At 64.6% G+C, this 17,336-nt stretch carries 19 protein-coding genes; 10 read left to right on the top strand and 9 right to left on the bottom strand.

Annotated elements, in window-relative coordinates; translation table 11 throughout:
* The first annotated feature begins 89 nt into the window (after positions 1-89).
* Positions 90-677 (top strand): TetR/AcrR family transcriptional regulator, encoded by a 588-nt coding sequence (locus DBIPINDM_RS29150; protein ID WP_258582433.1) that lies wholly within the window; start codon positions 90-92, stop codon positions 675-677.
* Positions 678-728: 51 nt separating this feature from the next.
* On the opposite strand, the gene DBIPINDM_RS29145 is transcribed toward DBIPINDM_RS29150, so the two are convergent.
* Positions 729-1,973: an NAD(P)/FAD-dependent oxidoreductase gene (locus tag DBIPINDM_RS29145; protein ID WP_258582432.1), complete on the bottom strand. Its 1,245-nt coding sequence runs from the start codon at positions 1,971-1,973 to the stop codon at positions 729-731.
* 17 nt (positions 1,974-1,990) lie between these two features.
* Positions 1,991-3,379 (bottom strand): PLP-dependent aminotransferase family protein, encoded by a 1,389-nt coding sequence (locus DBIPINDM_RS29140; RefSeq protein ID WP_258582431.1) that lies wholly within the window; start codon positions 3,377-3,379, stop codon positions 1,991-1,993.
* A gap of 301 nt (positions 3,380-3,680) precedes the next feature.
* Between DBIPINDM_RS29140 and DBIPINDM_RS29135 the strand changes: the two genes are divergently transcribed.
* The 5 genes from DBIPINDM_RS29135 to DBIPINDM_RS29115 all read left to right on the top strand — a co-directional run bounded on the left by DBIPINDM_RS29135 (position 3,681) and on the right by DBIPINDM_RS29115 (position 9,468).
* A complete protein-coding gene (locus DBIPINDM_RS29135; RefSeq protein ID WP_258582430.1) occupies positions 3,681-4,811 on the top strand; it encodes an ABC transporter ATP-binding protein in 1,131 nt (376 codons plus the stop codon).
* Positions 4,812-4,859: 48 nt separating this feature from the next.
* Positions 4,860-5,909, top strand: coding sequence for an ABC transporter substrate-binding protein (locus DBIPINDM_RS29130; RefSeq protein ID WP_258582429.1), 1,050 nt, complete (start codon positions 4,860-4,862; stop codon positions 5,907-5,909).
* A gap of 2 nt (positions 5,910-5,911) precedes the next feature.
* On the top strand, positions 5,912-7,192 hold the full coding sequence (locus DBIPINDM_RS29125) for an ABC transporter permease (RefSeq protein ID WP_258582428.1): 1,281 nt from the start codon (positions 5,912-5,914) through the stop codon (positions 7,190-7,192).
* 2 nt (positions 7,193-7,194) lie between these two features.
* Positions 7,195-8,022: an ABC transporter permease gene (locus DBIPINDM_RS29120; RefSeq protein WP_258582427.1), complete on the top strand. Its 828-nt coding sequence runs from the start codon at positions 7,195-7,197 to the stop codon at positions 8,020-8,022.
* Positions 8,023-8,679: 657 nt separating this feature from the next.
* Complete coding sequence (locus DBIPINDM_RS29115) at positions 8,680-9,468, top strand: glycosyltransferase family 25 protein (protein ID WP_258582426.1); 789 nt, start codon at positions 8,680-8,682, stop codon at positions 9,466-9,468.
* Between the two features lie 8 nt (positions 9,469-9,476).
* Here DBIPINDM_RS29115 and DBIPINDM_RS29110 read toward each other — a convergent pair whose 3' ends face one another.
* Positions 9,477-9,662, bottom strand: coding sequence for a hypothetical protein (locus DBIPINDM_RS29110; protein ID WP_258582425.1), 186 nt, complete (start codon positions 9,660-9,662; stop codon positions 9,477-9,479).
* A gap of 36 nt (positions 9,663-9,698) precedes the next feature.
* On the opposite strand from DBIPINDM_RS29110, the gene DBIPINDM_RS29105 reads away from it, so the two are divergent.
* Positions 9,699-10,196 carry a DUF2306 domain-containing protein gene (locus tag DBIPINDM_RS29105; protein WP_258582424.1) on the top strand — a complete coding sequence of 166 codons (498 nt, stop codon included), beginning with the start codon at positions 9,699-9,701 and terminating at the stop codon, positions 10,194-10,196.
* A gap of 279 nt (positions 10,197-10,475) precedes the next feature.
* On the opposite strand, the gene DBIPINDM_RS29100 is transcribed toward DBIPINDM_RS29105, so the two are convergent.
* The gene (locus DBIPINDM_RS29100) at positions 10,476-10,625 is read right to left on the bottom strand and encodes a hypothetical protein (protein WP_258582423.1); all 150 of its coding nucleotides are present in this window, start codon (positions 10,623-10,625) and stop codon (positions 10,476-10,478) included.
* A 192-nt stretch (positions 10,626-10,817) separates the two neighbouring features.
* Here DBIPINDM_RS29100 and DBIPINDM_RS29095 point away from each other — a divergent pair, with 192 nt between their 5' ends.
* The gene (locus DBIPINDM_RS29095; RefSeq protein WP_258582422.1) at positions 10,818-12,794 is read left to right on the top strand and encodes an acyltransferase family protein; all 1,977 of its coding nucleotides are present in this window, start codon (positions 10,818-10,820) and stop codon (positions 12,792-12,794) included.
* A gap of 19 nt (positions 12,795-12,813) precedes the next feature.
* Here DBIPINDM_RS29095 and DBIPINDM_RS29090 read toward each other — a convergent pair whose 3' ends face one another.
* The 4 genes from DBIPINDM_RS29090 to DBIPINDM_RS29075 form a co-directional block, all read right to left on the bottom strand.
* The gene (locus DBIPINDM_RS29090; RefSeq protein WP_258582421.1) at positions 12,814-13,806 is read right to left on the bottom strand and encodes an HNH endonuclease; all 993 of its coding nucleotides are present in this window, start codon (positions 13,804-13,806) and stop codon (positions 12,814-12,816) included.
* A 72-nt stretch (positions 13,807-13,878) separates the two neighbouring features.
* Complete coding sequence (locus tag DBIPINDM_RS29085) at positions 13,879-14,472, bottom strand: DUF6456 domain-containing protein (protein ID WP_258582420.1); 594 nt, start codon at positions 14,470-14,472, stop codon at positions 13,879-13,881.
* Positions 14,473-14,649: 177 nt separating this feature from the next.
* Complete coding sequence (locus DBIPINDM_RS29080; RefSeq protein WP_258582419.1) at positions 14,650-15,015, bottom strand: hypothetical protein; 366 nt, start codon at positions 15,013-15,015, stop codon at positions 14,650-14,652.
* Positions 14,936-15,634: a YdaU family protein gene (locus DBIPINDM_RS29075; RefSeq protein ID WP_258582418.1), complete on the bottom strand. Its 699-nt coding sequence runs from the start codon at positions 15,632-15,634 to the stop codon at positions 14,936-14,938. The genes DBIPINDM_RS29080 and DBIPINDM_RS29075 overlap by 80 nt, the downstream gene beginning before the upstream one ends.
* Before the next feature lie 86 nt (positions 15,635-15,720).
* Here DBIPINDM_RS29075 and DBIPINDM_RS29070 point away from each other — a divergent pair, with 86 nt between their 5' ends.
* Positions 15,721-16,002 carry a DUF982 domain-containing protein gene (locus DBIPINDM_RS29070; protein ID WP_258582417.1) on the top strand — a complete coding sequence of 94 codons (282 nt, stop codon included), beginning with the start codon at positions 15,721-15,723 and terminating at the stop codon, positions 16,000-16,002.
* A 99-nt stretch (positions 16,003-16,101) separates the two neighbouring features.
* Complete coding sequence (locus tag DBIPINDM_RS29065; RefSeq protein WP_258589371.1) at positions 16,102-16,410, top strand: DUF982 domain-containing protein; 309 nt, start codon at positions 16,102-16,104, stop codon at positions 16,408-16,410.
* A gap of 236 nt (positions 16,411-16,646) precedes the next feature.
* On the opposite strand, the gene DBIPINDM_RS29060 is transcribed toward DBIPINDM_RS29065, so the two are convergent.
* Positions 16,647-17,333, bottom strand: coding sequence for a GcrA cell cycle regulator (locus DBIPINDM_RS29060; protein ID WP_258582416.1), 687 nt, complete (start codon positions 17,331-17,333; stop codon positions 16,647-16,649).
* Positions 17,334-17,336: the final 3 nt, after the last annotated feature.

Genomic DNA, 17,336 nt, shown 5'->3' with positions numbered 1-17,336 from the left:
AAGAGGTCTTGCCTGCGGTCGACGGTTGAATTATGATCGTAATATCACATTACACTCATAATGCAATAGGAAAACGAGAAGGAGCCATCATGCGCTATGACAAGGGCCGGAAGGACGCATCACGCAGCCGGATCATGGAGGTCGCTTCGAACCGCTTCCGCGGTGACGGCATCGCCGCGTCCGGGCTGGCCAGCATCATGAGCGACGCCGGGATGACGAACGGCGCCTTCTATCCGCACTTCCAGTCCAAGGCCGACCTCGTGCGCGAGAGCATGGCATCGGCACTGGAGATCCAGTCGCAGCAATTGCAGGAGGCACTGGCCTCAGGCGGCCTGGAACTGGCCATGGCGATGTATCTGTCGCCCGAGCACCGGGATCATCCGCAGACCGGCTGTGCTTCCGCCGCGCTGTTGCCGGAAATCGCGCGCCAACCGGCCGAGACGCGCGCTCTCTACACCGAAAAGCTGCTGACCCTGGTGCACCAATTGGCCAAGGACCTGCCGCCGCACACCCGCGATCCGGAAGGCGTGGCGTTGGGCGTCTTCGCCGCGCTCATCGGCGCCCTTCAATTGGCCCGTGCAGTGGAAGGAACGGAATTGTCGGACCGCATCCTCGCCGCGGGAGCGGATGCGGCGCGCGCGCTGACCCGGAAACCGCACAAGGACGAAGCCTTCTAGAATTGCTGGCGAACGGCCATCGCCTCGAAACCTCGGCGATGGATATCAAGGTCAGAAACGGCCGGCGGCGAAAGGCGCAAGTCTTTCGCTGTTGGGCCGCCGGTCGGCGATAAGGTCGCCAACCAGCCGCGCGGTGACGGCCGCCAGCGTCAAGCCGAGATGGCCATGGCCGAAGGCGTAGATGATATCAGGATTGCCGGGCGACGGGCCGATGACGGGCCTCGAATCCGGCAGCGACGGCCGAAAGCCGAGCCATTTTGACGAAGGCTGGCCGAGCGCCGGGAAGAACTGGCGCACGCCGCGATCGAGCAGCGCCAGCCGGCGCGGATTGGGTGGCGCGGCCTGGCGTCCGAGTTCCACCGTGCCGGCGACACGCAGCCGGCCGGCCATCGGCGTCATGTAGAAACCGAGATCGACCGGACACACCGGCCGCGTCAGCACCGGCGCCGGCGTGGCGAATTCGAGGTGATAGCCGCGCTCGGTTTCGAGCGGGATGCGGTCGCCGGCCTGTGCCGCCAGCGGCCGCGAGAAGGCACCGGCCGCGATCACCACCTTTTTTGCCCTGACATTGAGGCCAGCGCCGCCAAGCGCGACGCCAGCGCTGTCGGCCTTCAGGCTGGAAACCGTCGCCCGCTCGACGGCAACGCCGCGCTGAATGGCAGCGTCGAGCAGCCGGCGCATCAAAAGGGCCGGATCGGTCAGGTTCATCGAATCCGGAAAAAACAGGCCGCCACCGGTGACCGGCGGCAGGTTGGGCTCGAGCACAGCGACCTCGCGCGCATCCAGCACTTTTTGATGGACGCCGAATTCGGCGCGCAACGCCCGGCTCGACGCGCCGCCGGCAAGATCGCTCGGGCGGCAATAGAGATAGAGGCAGCCATTGCGGCGCAGCAGATCCCCGGCATTGGCCTCGGCAGCCATCTCCTCCCAGGCCGGCAGGGAATCGGCCAGCAGGCCGGCCATCGCCACGGCGTTGGCATGGGTGGCGGCCGGCAGCGATTGCCTGACGAACCTCAGCAGCCACGGCGCCAGGTGCAGCAGCGCTGTCCAGCGCAGCGAAAACGGGCTGTCGGCGTCGAGAAGCAGCTTTGGCAACGCGCGCAGCACGGCCGGATTGCCAACCGGCATGCAGGCATATTCGGCCAGCGTGCCGGCATTGCCAAACGAGGCGCCCGAGCCCGGCTCGTTGGGATCGATGAGCAGGACTTCGCGGCCGTCGCTGGCCAGGCGCAGCGCCGTCGCCAGCCCGACCACGCCAGCGCCGATGATGGCGATCTCGACGTTCTTCTCTGTCACCGTGTGATTTCCTGACCTCAGACAAAACCCGGCAATTGCAGATGCCCGGCCGACAGCAGCTCCGCCATGGTGGTCAGCGCCGTGCGCAGATCGTCCTGCGAACGCGCAGCACCCACATTGATGCGCACGCCGTGCTGGACCGGCTCGCGGCCGACGGCGAAGGCATCGCCCGGCAGCAAAGCAACGCCGCGCTCCAGGCAGGTGCGGGCAAAACCGGCGCCGCGCCAGGGCTCGGGCAGCCGCAGCCAGGCATGGGTGGCGCTCGGCTGGCTCTGGACGTCATAGCCGCCGAGAATTTCGCTGAGGATCGCCTGGCGCTGGCGCAGCTCGTGCTTCTGCACCTCGATGATGCGCGCTGCCGCCCCGTCCTCGATCATCCGCGCGCCGATCAGCGCCGTCAGCGGGCTGATGCTCCAGCAATTGATGCGCAGCGCCGCCGCCACCTGGCCGGCAATGGCGCGCGGCGCGATGACGAAGCCGAGCCGCAGACCCGGCGCCAGGCATTTCGACAGCGCGCCGATATGCACCGTCAGCTCCGGCTCCAGGCTGGCGAAGGAGGGCAAGGCCTCGTCGGCCAGCGGCCGGTAGACGTCATCCTCGATGATCATCACATTGTGGCGGCGGGCGACAGCGGCAAGCTCGTGGCGGCGCGCTTCGCTGAGCGTAATCGTCGTGGGATTGTGCAGCGTCGGCACCAGGAATACCGCGCGGGGGCGGAGCTGCGCGCAGGCGGCGTCGAAAGCATCCGGCCGCATGCCGCCGCGATCCATGGCGACGCCCCTGAGATCGAGCCCATGCACGCGGCAGAGTGCGTTGATGCCCTGATAGGTCACCTCGTCGGCCAGCACCACCTCGCCCTGCCTTGTCACCGCGCCAAGCAGGCAGTCGAGCCCGTGCTGGGCGCCGGCCGCCAGCACCACGCGACCGGGGTCGCCGTCGCCGGCAACGGTTTTCAGCCAGTCGGCGACGGCCACGCGTGCCCACAGCGGCCCTTCCGGCGGATGGTAGTCCTGCAGCGAAGCATAGTGCGGATCCCTGGGCAGGCCCGGCAACAGCGCCGCCAGCGCGTCGAGATAGGCCGAGGTGGCGGGCCGGTTGACCGAGAGGTCGATGATGCCGCTCTCGTCGCTCGGCGCCGAGACGAAACCGGGCCGCTCGGCCGCCTGCCTGGCAGCCACTGTGGTGCCCCGTCCCGGCCGCGCCTCCAGCAGGCCGCGCTGCTGCAGCGTCGCCAGTGCCCGCGTCACCGTGGTGACGTTGATGCCGAGCGCGCGCGCAATGTCGCGCTGCGGCGGCAACCGGTCGCCGACCGCCAGCGTACCCGCACTGATGCGCTCGGCGATCGCGTCGGCCAGACGGCGATAGACCGGACTTTCATCGTCGGTAAGGCGGAGATCACTGAGCATGCTGGATGGATTCGGGGCTTCGGCTTCGTCGTGGGCTTAGCATAAGACAATTCGCCGGACAATAGCACTTGTGTGACATCAATTCGGCCTCCCCAACGGAAAAATATCACACAATCGTGGCAAATACCGGCTTGACGGTCAAAGTTGTATGCATCTATGCTCAATTTCAGATAGATTGTGTGAGCATACAAGTTTGAATGACCCGCCGAGATGCGAGCATCCAAAGGGACGGAACCATGCATCACAAGCCGCATAGTGTTTCAGACTGCCAAATGAGCGGAATGCTTCGGGGCGGCACCCGATGAGCGCCGGTCTCGCCACCCTGGCAGCGGCGCCTGCCGCCGGCCCGGCTTTCGTCGATTTCATCGATGTCGAGAAATCCTATGACGGCCGCGCCTTCGCGGTGACGCGGCTGAACCTCGGCGTCGCGCGAGGCGAATTCCTGACCCTGCTCGGCCCTTCCGGCTCGGGCAAGACGACGACGCTCAACATGCTGGCCGGTTTCGAACGGCCGACCAGCGGTACCATCACGCTGGAAGGCAGGCCGGTCGACCGCTTGCCGCCCTACCAGCGCAACATCGGCATGGTGTTCCAGAACTACGCGCTGTTTCCGCATATGAGCGTCGAGGAGAACGTCGCCTTCCCGCTTTCGGTGCGCCAGGTCAGCAAGGCCGACATTGCCGGCCGCGTCGGCCGCGCGCTGGACATGGTGCGGCTGAAGCAGTTCGGCGACCGCAAGCCGGCGCAGCTTTCCGGCGGCCAGCAGCAGCGTGTGGCGCTGGCCCGCGCGCTGGTCTTCGAGCCGAGCCTGGTGCTGATGGACGAGCCGCTGGGTGCGCTCGACAAGAAATTGCGCGAGCACATGCAGCTCGAGATCAAGCAGATCCACACCATGCTCGGCGTCACCATCGTCTACGTCACCCATGACCAGAGCGAGGCGCTGACCATGTCGGACCGCGTCGCCGTGTTCAACAATGGCGCCATTGCCCAGCTCGGCTCGCCCGACGATCTCTACAACGCCCCGCAAAGCTCCTTCGTGGCGAGCTTCATCGGCGAGAACAACACGCTGGAAGGCGTCGTCGACCGCGTCTCCGGCCAGGAATGCCACGTGCGGCTGAATGGCGGCGGCGAGCTCACCGCGCTCGCCATCGGCGTAGCGCAAGGCACTGCCTGCCACGTCGCCATCCGCCCCGAGCGGCTGAGCCTGACGCCGGCCGGCGGCAACGCCCTGCCCGCCACGGTCGACGGCCGCATCTATCTCGGCGACCATCTGCGTCTTCTCGCCAGGCTCGGCAACGACCAGGTGCTGACCGTCAAGGTCGGCCCCGAAGCGACAATGGCCAATGGCGAGGCCGTCACGGTCTCCTGCGCGCCGGGTGACTGCCGCGCCTTTCCCGCCGAGGCCTCGGCCGCGAAGGCGGGGCCGTCCTGAACCAGCCAATCTCAAAAACAGGTCCATCTCAAAAACAGGGGAAGAAAAATGAAAATCGCAAAGACCCGGCTGCTCGTATTCACAGCGGCCACCGCACTCTTCACCATCGGCCATGCCTTCGCCGACGAATTGTCGATCATGGCCAGCGGCGGCGCCTGGCAGGATGCCCAGCGCAAGGCCTGGTTCGAACCGTTCAGCAAGGAGACCGGCGCAAAAATCCTCGAGCAGGAATATCTCGGCGATCTCGGCAAGGTCAAAGCCATGGTCGACACCGGCAACGTGCCGATCGATTTGGTGACGGTCGAAACCGCGACCGTGCTGCAGGGCTGCGACGCCGGCATACTCGAACGCCTCGACTATTCCAAGATCGGTCCTCGCGACAAATTCATCGAAGGTTCAGCGCTCGATTGTGGTGTCGGTCTCGATGCTTACGGCGATATCCTCGCCTATGACCCCACCGTGCTGAAGGAAGCGCCGACTTCGGTGCTCGACCTCTTTGACACCAAGAAATTCCCCGGAAAACGCGCCATGCGCAAATTCCCGGCGCAGAATCTGGAATGGGCGCTGATGGCCGATGGCGTCGCCCCCGCCGACGTCTACAAGGTGCTGGCGACGCCGGACGGCGTCGACCGCGCCTTCAAGAAGCTCGACACCATCAAGAAGGACATCGTCTGGTGGGATGCCGGCGCGCAGCCGGCGCAATTGCTGGCGTCGCAGGAAGTGGTGATGACCACCGCCTGGAACGGCCGCATCCAGAACGCCATCGACACCGACAAGAAGCCGTTCAAGATCGTCTGGAATAACCAGATCCTCGAATACGACATGATCGCCATCCCGAAGGGCGCCAAGAACCCGGAGCTCGCCTACAAGTACCTTGCCTATATCTCGAAGCCGGAAAACAACGCCAAGCTCGCCAGCTACATCACCTACGGGCCGGTGCGCACCGATGCCGCGTCCCTCGTCGCGGCCGATGCCTTGCCGAAACTGCCCAACGCGCCAGACCATCTGGCCGGCGCCTACCTCGTCGCCGACACCGAGTTCTGGGGCGACTATGGCGAGGACCTGGTCAAGCGCTTCAACGCCTGGCTGGCCCAGTAAGGATGTCGGCCTTGCAGCCCAGCGAACTCGACCGGCCCGCGCTGGCCCGCGGCCGGTCGGCCGCCGGCGCGGATCCCGGAACCGCGTCGGCGGCGCTTCGCCGCGCCGAATTCGGCGACCGGCTGCGTTCGCTGGCGCTGGCTGCACCCCTGCTCCTGCTTCTGGCCTTGAGCTTCGGCATTCCGATCGTGCTTTTGCTCTCGCGCGCCGTCTACGATCCGACCATCGCCGACGCCTTGCCGCGCACCAGCGTGGCCCTTGCCGACTGGAACGGCCAGGGCCTGCCCGGCGATGCCGCCTTCATCGCGCTCGCCGCGGACCTCAGCGACAGCCAGGCCAAGGGCTCCGCCTATGAACTGGCCAAGGCGCTCAACGCCCGCCTGCCCGGCGCCCGCAGCCAGGTGCTGAAGACCGTGCGCCAGCTCGAAGCCGCCGGCGGCAAGCCGCCGCTCGAGATCATGAAGGCCGTGCCGTTCTGGTCGGCGCCCGGCACCTGGCCGGTGATCGCCAACGGCACTCACGCGATCACCTCATTCTATCTGCTCAGCGCGCTCGATCTCAGGTGGAACGCCGATGGCGGCATCGAGCGGGTGCCGCCCGAACAGGCGATCTTCCTGCAAGTGTTCCTGCGCACCTTCTTCGTCGCCGCCGCCGTCACGTTTGCCACTCTGCTGCTCGGCTTTCCCCTCGCCTATCTCATATCGAGCGTGCCGAAGGGGCTGGCGGCGATCCTGATCGTGGCGGTGCTGTTGCCGTTCTGGACCTCGATCCTGGTGCGCACCGCCGCCTGGACGGTGCTGCTGCAGAAATTCGGCCTGGTCAACGACCTGCTTCTGTGGCTCGGCATCGCCTCCGAGCGGCTCGACCTGATGTACAGCCGCATCGGCCTGATCATCGCCATGACGCATATCCAGCTGCCCTTCACGCTGCTGCCGATCTACTCCGTCATGCGCACCATCGCGCCCTCGCAGATGAAGGCCGCCTATTCGCTCGGCGCAAAGCCGTTCACCGCCTTCCGGCGCGTCTATCTCCCGCAGGTTTTCCCGGGCGTCATGGCGGGATGCCTGCTCACCTTCATCCTGTGCCTCGGCTACTACATCACCCCTGCCCTGATCGGCGGCGCCAGCGACCAGCTGATCAGCAATTTCATCGCCAACTACGTCAATGTCGAACTGAACTGGGAGATGGCGGCCGCACTGAGCTTCATCCTGCTCGTCTTCACCCTGGCCCTGTTCGGCATCTTCGCCCGGATCCTCGGCCTCGACCGCCTGAAGATGGTGTAGCCATGCTGTTCTCGCCTTACCCCACCCCTGGTGAACGCATCCGCGTCGCGCTGCTCTGGCTGTGGTGCGGGCTGGTCATCCTGTTCCTGCTGGTGCCGATCCTGATCCCCGTGCCGCTCTCCTTCAACAGCGGCGCCTTCTTCATCTTCCCGCTCGAAGGCCTGTCGACGCGCTGGTACGAGGTGGTGCTGGGCACGCAGCGCTGGCAGTCGGCGATCGGCAACAGCCTGATCGTCGCCTTCGGCACGACGCTGATCGCCACCACGCTCGGCACGCTGACGGCCATCGCTTTGTCGAACGAGAAATTTCCCGGCCGCCGCATCGTCATGCCGCTGCTGCTCTCGCCGCTGATCGTGCCGGTGGTGATCACCGCCGTCGGCTCGTATCTGTTCTACGCCCGCGTTGGGCTGGCCAGCACCTATGCCGGCATCATTTTGGCGCACACGGCGCTTGCCAGCCCCTTCGTCGTCGTCACCGTCGGCGCCAGCCTCACCGGCTTCGACCGCAATCTGATGCGCGCCGCCGCCATCTCCGGCGCGAAACCGCTGACCGCCTTCTTCCGCGTGATGCTGCCGCTAATCCTGCCCGGCGTGCTCTCGGGCGCTGCCTTCGCCTTCGTCACCTCCTTCGACGAGGTGGTGGTGGTGCAGTTCCTGGCAAGTGCCGGCCAGCGCACCATGCCGCTCGAAATGTTCATCGGCCTGCGCGAAAAACTCTCGCCCGCCATCACCGCCGCGGCGACGCTGATGATGGCGCTGTCGATCGTGCTGCTGGTTGTGGCGAACCTTCTGGCCCGGCGCGGCCAGGGCCGGCGGGCAGCAAGAGGCTGAGGCCCGCTTCAACAGCCATCGGCAATCCGGCGCAGAAAAACAGTGAAACTTTTCGCGCGGCGTTCTCGTTGCTCCCGCGATCGCCTCCCAGGCGATCGCAGACCTCCGATCAATGCCCCGCCGGTCCTGCCGGTGGGGCATTTTTTGAGGCCGCCGGCGGGGAACAATCACGCAGCCGGCAAGTTTTCAAATCGGCCGGACGCTGGCACGTCCGACCGGCTCGGCGTCGGTCACCACCCACGTGAGTGACGGGTTATTGCGCTTCCATCCGGCAACAAAAGAGCTCTCGCGTCGGCATACGATGGAACCCCGGGACGGTTTCAAGCTTCCGACGGACATATCCAAGATTGTGCGAACCCTGGCAGGGGTGCTTGCTCCTGTTCCGCCATCAGCTACCGCAACATCCGTCCAGCCGGGCATATAGTAGACAGGCAGCGTCACTCATGCCGTGCCGTAATCGGCATTACTCGCCTTTTGGAGGTACTGCCCTGTCATTCCGCCGATCGGGTTGAAAACGGCAGAGGATTCAGCCATGTGCCGCCTCAAAAAGGGCCGACGAAGCGATCCTGTTGGCGTGGCGTAGTGCAATTGTAGCGGGTTTGACTAGCACTCCAAAAACCCCGCTGCTATTGGTGCCGTTTTAAGCGGGGGGCAAAAATGAAATGCTTGGTAATTAATCTTGATCGGTCAGTTGAACGGCTTGTCGCCGTAGCATCTGAATTTTCTCGTATTAGGGTTGCCTTTGAACGTGTCGCCGGGGTTGACGTGGAAGAAGGGCTTCCGTTTGCAGCGCCCCCGCTTACCGCGACTGAGGTTTGTTGTTTTCTCAGCCATCGTCGCTGTTGGAAAATAATCGCAGATGGCCCCGACGAATATGGTGCCGTGTTCGAGGACGATGTTGTCTTCAGTTATGACGCCGGGTCCGTGCTGGCTGACAGCAGTTGGATTCCGCCAACTGCCGATATCATCAAACTAGAAACATTCTTCAATCGAGTGAGGTTGGGTAGCCAGCACGTTGCCGTTACGGAAGGGTACTCAGCCAGGCGGCTTCTGGGACAACATCTGGGTGCGTGCGGCTACATAGTTTCAAGAAATGCCGCAGAGAGGCTGTCCAACAGCACCAAACGCCTTAAGGCAGCGGTTGACGTTGCTCTCTTCAGCCCAAATCAGATGACGGCGGCGCGGAACACAATCTACCAGTTAGTGCCGGCCCTATGCACCCAAGCGCATTTCGTCGTGGACAAGATACCACCAAGCTTGGTCCAAATCGCCCCGAGAGCCCACATCAACAAGCGGATGATCGATAGGGTCAATGCAGAGGCTGCGCGTGCTTTTTGGTACTTCCGTAACAGACCATTTTTCCAAGCGGCAGAGAAACATTTTTCCAAGCGGCAGAGAAAGTTGACTCTGTGCCTGTGCGAGCCAGGTCTTGAGTTTCCAGCCTGACAGCCGAATTAGGCCCATGCTCTGACGATGTATTTCCAGTTCGCCGTGTTGATATTGATCGGTCCGCCGTCGCTTTTTCTGATGATCACCGAATAGCCGCCCTCAGTTGTGACATTGACCGAGGCCAGCGCGGTCGCCCGATGCCGGTTCGTGCGGTCTTGCCCCGCCACAGCTGCGTCGACGATAATCCGCAAGGCAGGCCTGCCCGAGGCCGCCCCCGGAGAACACCGATGTCGCTCAGCCCTTTGCTCCATGCCTCGCCCGTCATCCAGCTCCATGCGCTGATCGCCATCGCCGCGCTGCTGCTCGGCGCCATCCAGCTCTGGCGCACCAAGGGCGACCGGCTGCACCGGGCGCTTGGCCGTGTCTGGGTGGCGCTGATGGCGACGGTTGCCGGCTCCGGCCTGTTCATCTGGACGATCCGGCTGTGGGGACCGTTCAGCCCGATCCACCTTCTGTCGCTGTTGGTGCTGGTGATGCTGTGGCGCGGCGTGCGGGCCGCGCGCGGCGGCAACATTGCCGCGCACCGCCGCATCATGCAGGGCACCTACATTTTCGGCCTGATCATTACCGGGCTTTTGACCTTCATTCCCGGCCGCATCATGTATGTCGTTGCCTTCGGCCCGCAGGGCGCGACGCCACAGAAGCTGGCGGTGTTTGCCGCCCTGGTCATCTTCGCGGCGGCCGCCGGCCTCTACGCCGCGCGCGGTACCCGGGCGACAGGCTAAGCTGGCCGCTAGCTACGGGCGATGAATCCCTGCCGGATTAGACGGGCTTTCCTGACACGGCGATGATCGCGGTGACGCGGGAGAGCTGCTCGCGCTTGCGCAGCGTCGGCTTTTCGTGGGTCTTCTTCATTGCTGTCCCCTTGCCCCAAGTGACAAAACGAGATTGCACCATGGACGGATTGCGTCAAGCCGCGGCCGACATGTCGGCCCGGTACAGGCGGCCGGAAACGCCGCGGTGTTGCACTGTCACCACGGCGAAAATGCTCGGGCTTGTCCCGATCAGAACGGGCCGGACACCACGAACGCGACGACGCTGGACAGCTTCTCGCGCTTCACCAGGACCGGTTTTTCGTAAGTCTTCTTCATGGAATGCCCCAATACCCCAAGATCTGCCGCGTGCAGGTCGCTACGGAAGCCCTTGCTTGTCAAGCAAAGGGCTCAACAAGGTTTCGTGATCAGCGGCCGGCATTCGCGACCGTGCCACCGTCGCCGGTCGAGACATCCTGTGATTTTGTCCGCTTCCTTGTTCTGGCCATGTTGCACTGCAAAAACCTGTTGCATTGCGATATCGGCTGACCGGGCCGACATGCGAGGCGGGCTGGGCTTAACGAAGGAGCTGTCATGGCGGCATCGTTCCGGCCAGACATACAGGGATTGCGTGCGCTGGCCGTCGGCGGCGTCGTTGCCTATCATTTCGGCCTCACCGCACTGCCAGGCGGCTTTGCCGGCGTCGACATCTTCTTCGTCATCTCCGGTTGGCTGATCACGACGCACCTGATGCGCGAGATCACCGAGACCGGCCGGCTCGACCTCTGGCGCTTCTATGCCCGCCGCGCCCGGCGGCTTTTGCCGGCAGCCCTGTTCGTCATCCTGGCGACGCTGGCCGCTGGCACTTTCATCCTGGCGCCGCAGGAGCAGGCGCTCTATTCGCGCGGCGCCATGTTCGCCTCGGCCTATGCCATCAATCTGTGGCTGCTGCGCTGGTCGTTCGACTATTTCGCCGCGGATGCCCTAGGCAATCCGTTCATCCACTTCTGGTCGCTGTCGGTGGAGGAGCAGTTCTATCTCGTCTGGCCGGCGCTGCTGCTGTTCGCCGCCTGGCTGCAGCCGGGCAAGCGCATGGCGGTGATCGTGATCGGCATCGCCGGCCTCGCCTCCTTCGCCGCCTGCCTGTGGCTGACCAGCCTCTCGCCGGCCTGGGCCTTCTACTTCTCGCCGCTGCGCGCCTGGGAGTTCGCCGCCGGCGGCCTGGCGACGCTGGCGCCGGCGGCATTGCTGCAGAACCGCGCATGGCTGCGCGCGGTGCAGGGCTGGCTCGGCCTGGCGCTGATCGCCGTCGCCTATCTCTGCTTGAGCGAAGACCTGCCCTTCCCCGGCTGGTATGCGCTGCTGCCGGTCGCCGGCACGGTGCTGGTGCTGCTGAGCGGCGCGGGCGAAGACAGCGACGCAGAGACAGCCAGCCCAAACGGCTGGCAGGCCCTCACGCCCGCCGCCGCACTGTCGCTGCCGCCACTGCAATGGATCGGCGCGCTCTCCTATTCGCTCTATCTCTGGCACTGGCCTGTCATCGTCTATGCCGGCATGCTGGCGCCGGATCTCACCATCCCGCAGCGCCTCGGTTGCGGCGCGCTGGCGCTGGCGCTGGCGTTCCTGACCTATCATCTGATCGAGAACCCGGCACGGCGCGGCGGCTGGCTGACGATGGGCGGCCGCGCACTCATTCCCGCCCTGGCGCTGACCGGTGTGGGCGTGGCGGTGGCCTTTGCCAATGCGCATCTGGCCACGCGCAATATCGACCCGGCCCAGCGCGGCATCGAACAGGCCGCCGAACAGCCCTCCACCGCGCGTGCCACGGATGCCAACTGCCTGCTCGACTTCCACACCGTGACGCCGAAACCCTGCACGTTCGGCCCGGCCGACGCCGCCCACACCATCGTGCTGTTTGGCGATTCGCACGCCGACCACTGGTCGACGCCGCTGGTCGAGGCGGCCAGGCGCAACGACACCAAGGTCGTCACCTATCTCAAATCCTCGTGCCGCGCCTCGCGGCTGTCGACCTTCAGCACGGCGCTGAAGCGCGACTACACCGAATGCGACGCCTGGCGCGAACAGGCGATCGCGGACATCATCCGCCGCAAGCCGCGCCTGGTGGTGATCTCGGAATTCTCGATCGGCAATCTGACGCGCGACATGCCTGCCGCCGGCCGCAAGGCCGAGACCGCGCGCTGGCAGGCCGGCCTGCGCTCCACACTGCAGGCCTTCAGCCAGGCCGGCGTCGAGACCGCCGTCATCCGCGACACGCCGATCGGCGACAGTTTCGCCGATTCCTGCGTGGCCCGCGCTTTATGGTGGCGCGAAGCCCCCTCGCGCTGCGACACGCCGAGGGCTGAGGCCGCCAATGACAGCGCCGCGGCGGAAGAGCGCGCCGTAGTCAAAAGCGTACCCGACACGCTCTACGTCGACCTCACCGACCGCTTCTGCGGCCCGACCGAATGCCACGTCTTCATATCAGGCAAACTGGCGTTTCGTGACAGGCATCATCTGGCGACCGCGTTTGCGGAGACGCTGGAGGGGCCGTTGGAGAGGGCGCTGTTTTGAGAGTGGCTGGATTCTTCCGTCAGGCCACAAACACATCTGCCCGATGATGTGTAAGGTAACTTTGCTGCGACGGGCTGAAGGCTCCGGTACGCCAGACCGAGGGGGCTTCGGCAAAGCCGAAGCGCTGCATTGCTAATTGCTCGAATCCGAGACGTTGCAAATCTGTTTTATCGACACGTGAGGAGACAAGAACCTCGCCATCGTCGCCAAAACTGATGAATCCACGGTCAAACAGGTGGTCGGCGTCCGGCGTGAGGAGCAGGCCATTCATGCCATCAAGTCGTTCCTGTGCTGACGAGCACAGGCGCCAAGGCGTGATATGACTCGCGATCAGAAGCGAGGGATTGGTGACACCGGTAAGTCGGCATGAACGCTCGATAGTCTCAACGTTGGCGCGAAATTTCCCTTGGCCGCGACGCGCTTGAATCACGCTCTTCTTGACGGTGTCCTCGAGGGTTAGATCCTCGTTGATCCAGCGCTCGACTGCATCCTCGAGCAATTCATTGACCACTTCAAAGGTAAGGCTGTTGGCCCCACCACGCGCCAGAGCGGTGCGGTCAAAGGCAGCGCGATCGACAATCGTTTGAAACACCTCTGGGGAGACGCTTGCCAAGTAGGCTTTTTGATTGCCTGATCCCGAGTTGGGATTGATTGGCGAGTACTTAGTCGGCAAATGCGGTCCTAACACATCTATCAATGCCTTGGGGCGTACGGGCGGCACAAGCGGTGTCCAGAATACAGGGAGAAGCCAGCCTTCCTGGTTCCAGTAAGATCCAGTCTCCTTAAATTCGGCCGGCTTAGGCGCCGTAAAAGCGAACTCCGTCACTCTGCCGACATAGCGTATGGCTTGATCGAAGAACGACATGACTAGATCGCCGGGCGTGGCCCGACGCATGTTCTTATAGAACTCACTGCGCGCGCCGTTGCTTTCAGTTTTGGGTGACCAGAGATACTGCCCATCAATCTCTTGGCGGGCTGTTTGATTATGATTGACCCACCAAAACTGCGGCATCGTGATGAAGTGCTAGAGGCAATTGTCGACCAAGTTCTAGGCTAGGCGGTCGACCTGTTCAAGGCGCCCCCCTCACCGCCCCATCATCATCCCATAGTGCACCGCCAGCAGATCCAACCCGACCTTCAGCAGCTTCGTCACCACATCCCTGCCCTCGCCGGTCTGTTCCGCCACAGCTTTGACCGACTCCCCCGCGCAGCAGACCTTCTGCACCACCGCCGCGACCTCCCAGTGCCCCAGCGCCCTTGTGGCGGCGGCATGCGCGCGGCCGGCGTCGAGCACGTTGTCGGCGATACCGCCGCCGTGGCGGCCGCCGTCGACGCGCTCGGTCCAGCGCATCGGCTTGACGCTGGCCTGGTGGCTGCACTGGAAATCCTCGCGGTAGCGCTGGCCGACCTCGCGCTGCTGGCGCGACAGCGAGGTGATGCCGACCAGCGGGTCGATAGTGCGCACCCGCACGATGCCGCCGGTGGAGGTGTAGCCGTCATTCGACACCTCGTAGACGCGCCGCGCTTCAGCCGTGCCGGCGGCCAGCCGCTTGCGGCCGAAGGCGTCGTCGCTGAGCGCGAAATCATGGCCGACCTCGCGGCGGATGCGCACCTGCTCGGCCTCGCCCTTCGGCAGTTTCGGTGCCTGCGGTTTGGCGGCTTTGGATTTTTTGGGCATGGGTGGCTCCTTGGGTTTGGGTGGGTTTTGGATGGTGGCTGGGCTTTGCAGGACTTGGGTTCCTCGCCCCCACGGAGTGGGGGAGAGGTGGATCGGGCGAAGCCCGAGACGGAGCGGGGGCAGCGCGCGGTCGGAAAGAAAACGGCGCGGTGCAACACGTGGTCTCGTGCTCCATCCTCAGCCGGCTTTGGCTTGGTTGAGGGCGTCCCCCTCTCCGTCCCGGCTTCGCCGGGCCACCTCTCCCCCGCTCTGCGGGGGCGAGGAACCCAAGCTTCGCCGCGCCATCAGCTCGCGCATCACCCGCCGCTCCCGCACCTCGATGCAGAGCTGCGCGCTCGACGGGCAAAACTGGGCGTTGCCGCTCCTCACCTCGCCGCGCACGAAGCGCTGGATGGCGGCCTGCAGATCGGCAAGCTCGGCGTCGCGCACCGCGCCGAGATAACCGCGCATCTGCATCTCGACATCAGTCAGGGCGGATTGCGGGAAGCATGAGAACATCGCGGCCAGCGCCTTCGTCGCCTGCTGCAGTTCGGCTGCGGTCATGGCTGCGGATCTCCTCGATGATGGCGTTGGCGGCGTCGGTATGGGTTTTCGGCCGCTGCCAGCCGGGTTTCTTCCCCGAGAAAACGGGAGCTGTTCTGGTCTTTCCCGCAGGGGAAAAATGCTGCGCATTTTCAGGGGAGAACCCTGCCGCCTCTTGCTCTCCATGAGCCGAAAAATGCTGCGCATTTTCAGGGGAAAAAGCGGAAGCTTTTTCACTCTGGTTTCTGGAGTCTGGAAAATGCCGCGGCAAAGCGCCGGCATTTGGCCTCGCATGCGCCTTTGTTTTCAAGGCCGTAGCCACGCCGCCGCGCGCTCCGGCGGCGGCCCTCGCCTCGCTTTTGACCTGCGCCTTGTGCAGTTCTTTCGTCAGCCTCTTGTGGCCGATCTCGCCCGCCTCGCGCTCGAAGAAGGTCAACAGATCGGCGCTGATGGCGCGCCACTTCTTGAGCGAAAGCCGCGCAACCCTTGCGAGCTTGGCATCGTCGTCGGGCAGCCGCCCGCCGGCATTCCACATCGCCATCAGCATGAGCATGTAGGCGCCGATCTGTTCGGTGGAGAGCTGCAACGTGTCGCCGACGAAATCGGAGACGTAAAGCTGCATGAAGGGCCGCTCGCTCATGCCGGGCCCATGCTTACACGCAAGCTAATGGAACCAGCCGCCGGCCCGCACGTTATGTCGCGACCATGCCAGAGGGAGGTTTGCCGATGACGGCTTTCATGCCGGTTACGCTGCGCTTTTGCGACAACAAGACGATGCTGATCGGTTCGGTCGCCGATGCCGAGACCGCGCTGCGCCAGCAATGGCCCGACAAGGCAGCACAAGCCTATCTCGATGCCGCAAGGCTGGTCAGGCTGGCGGTCGAGGGCACTTGCTGCCCGCGCACCGCCTTCGAAGCCTTCGGCAAAGCCGCCAGGCAACAGGGCATATTGGTGGCCAAGCCGAGAAGCCGGGCGCATGATTGGCTCGACGCCGCCGCCAACCCGTGAAACCGGCGCGAAGGCGATGCAACCGCGTGGCGGCCTTGTGCGTTTATAAGCGCAGGCTTTAAAGCCGCGCTGAGATTGAAGGTGAACGCCGTGGGTACGATGAAAACCGGAGTGCCGCTCAAAGTCTCCCTGGACGGGAATATCGAAGAGATCGACAGCGTCAGCGACGCAGCCGATTTCCTGCAGCGCTGGCCGATCGAACGGCGCGGCCACGTCTACCGCAGCGCGCTCAACGCCTGCAGTGCCGCCATCGCGGCACAAATTTCCGAATCCGACGCGATAAAGGTGTTCACCGGCTTTGCCCGCGTCAGCGGCATATTGGTTGAAGCCAGCGGCCCGCCGATGCGGCTGGAGGCACGTTCCGTGCAAAGTCGCATGCCCAAGCAGGGCCGGCAGATGCCGAAATAGCGTGACGGGGACGCTGCCTGTTTCTCCCCGTTCACGGGGGTGAGGCGTGGTCCGCGCAGCGGACGAAAAGCCAATTGCTTGGCTTTTCGAACAACGAACGCCCGGCAAGGCAGGCAGCGCCAGCGCTTCGGTAGGATGCTTGAAGTTCATGTCTGCTTTCAATCCTGCCACCTCAGCGCCGCCCCTCATCCGCCTGCCGGCACCTTCTCCCCGTATAGTGACGGGGAGAGGGATGCTCACCCCGCCCCGCAAACCCGCCTCTGAAACCGCGCCTGGTGGTAGTTGCAGTAGCTTTTCAGCGCCCGGGTAGCCATGCCGCAGCACAGCATGTCGGCGCCGGGCCGGCTGCCCGGCGCGTCGCTCTCCGGATCCTCTTCCAGCGTCAGGTCGAGCGGCGCGCGGCAGCGGTCAAACAGGCAGTCGATGAAGCGCATCGCCACGCCATGCGGCTGGCGGCCGATCGGCCCGCGCGGCGGCGCCGGCACTTTGAATCGATAGGCTTCGCCATCGGCGATCAGCACGCCCACCTCGCGCACGAACAGGCGCGGCGGCAGCCAGGCCGGCGAGGAGTCGTGCCTGGGTCGGGCCTTGTTCTTGCGCGCACCCTCGGCGGCAGGGACGCCGGCGCGCTTTTCCGCAGCCGCCTTGCCACCACTGGCCTTGCCCTTTGCTTGCTTTGCGGCCGCCGGCTTGCGCATTGTCCGTTCGCCGGCAGCTTGCCTCACGACCAGCGGCATCCCCCGGCCATTGGCGAAACCGATCGCACCCAGCATGGCGTTGCGATGGACGATGCCGATGATGGCGTTGCGCGAGACCGGACTGCCGCGCAGCGCGCTGAACGCCGCCGCGATCCTCGAGGCTGAAAGCCCGTCCTTCAGCCAGCGGGCGATCTCTTGCAATTCGGCGTCGCTGTAGCTTGCCATGTC

Source organism: Mesorhizobium sp. AR02 (assembly GCF_024746835.1).
Lineage (GTDB): Bacteria > Pseudomonadota > Alphaproteobacteria > Rhizobiales > Rhizobiaceae > Mesorhizobium.
Note: the sequence above shows the minus strand (reverse complement) of the source record. Positions and strands in the feature narration are given on the sequence as shown.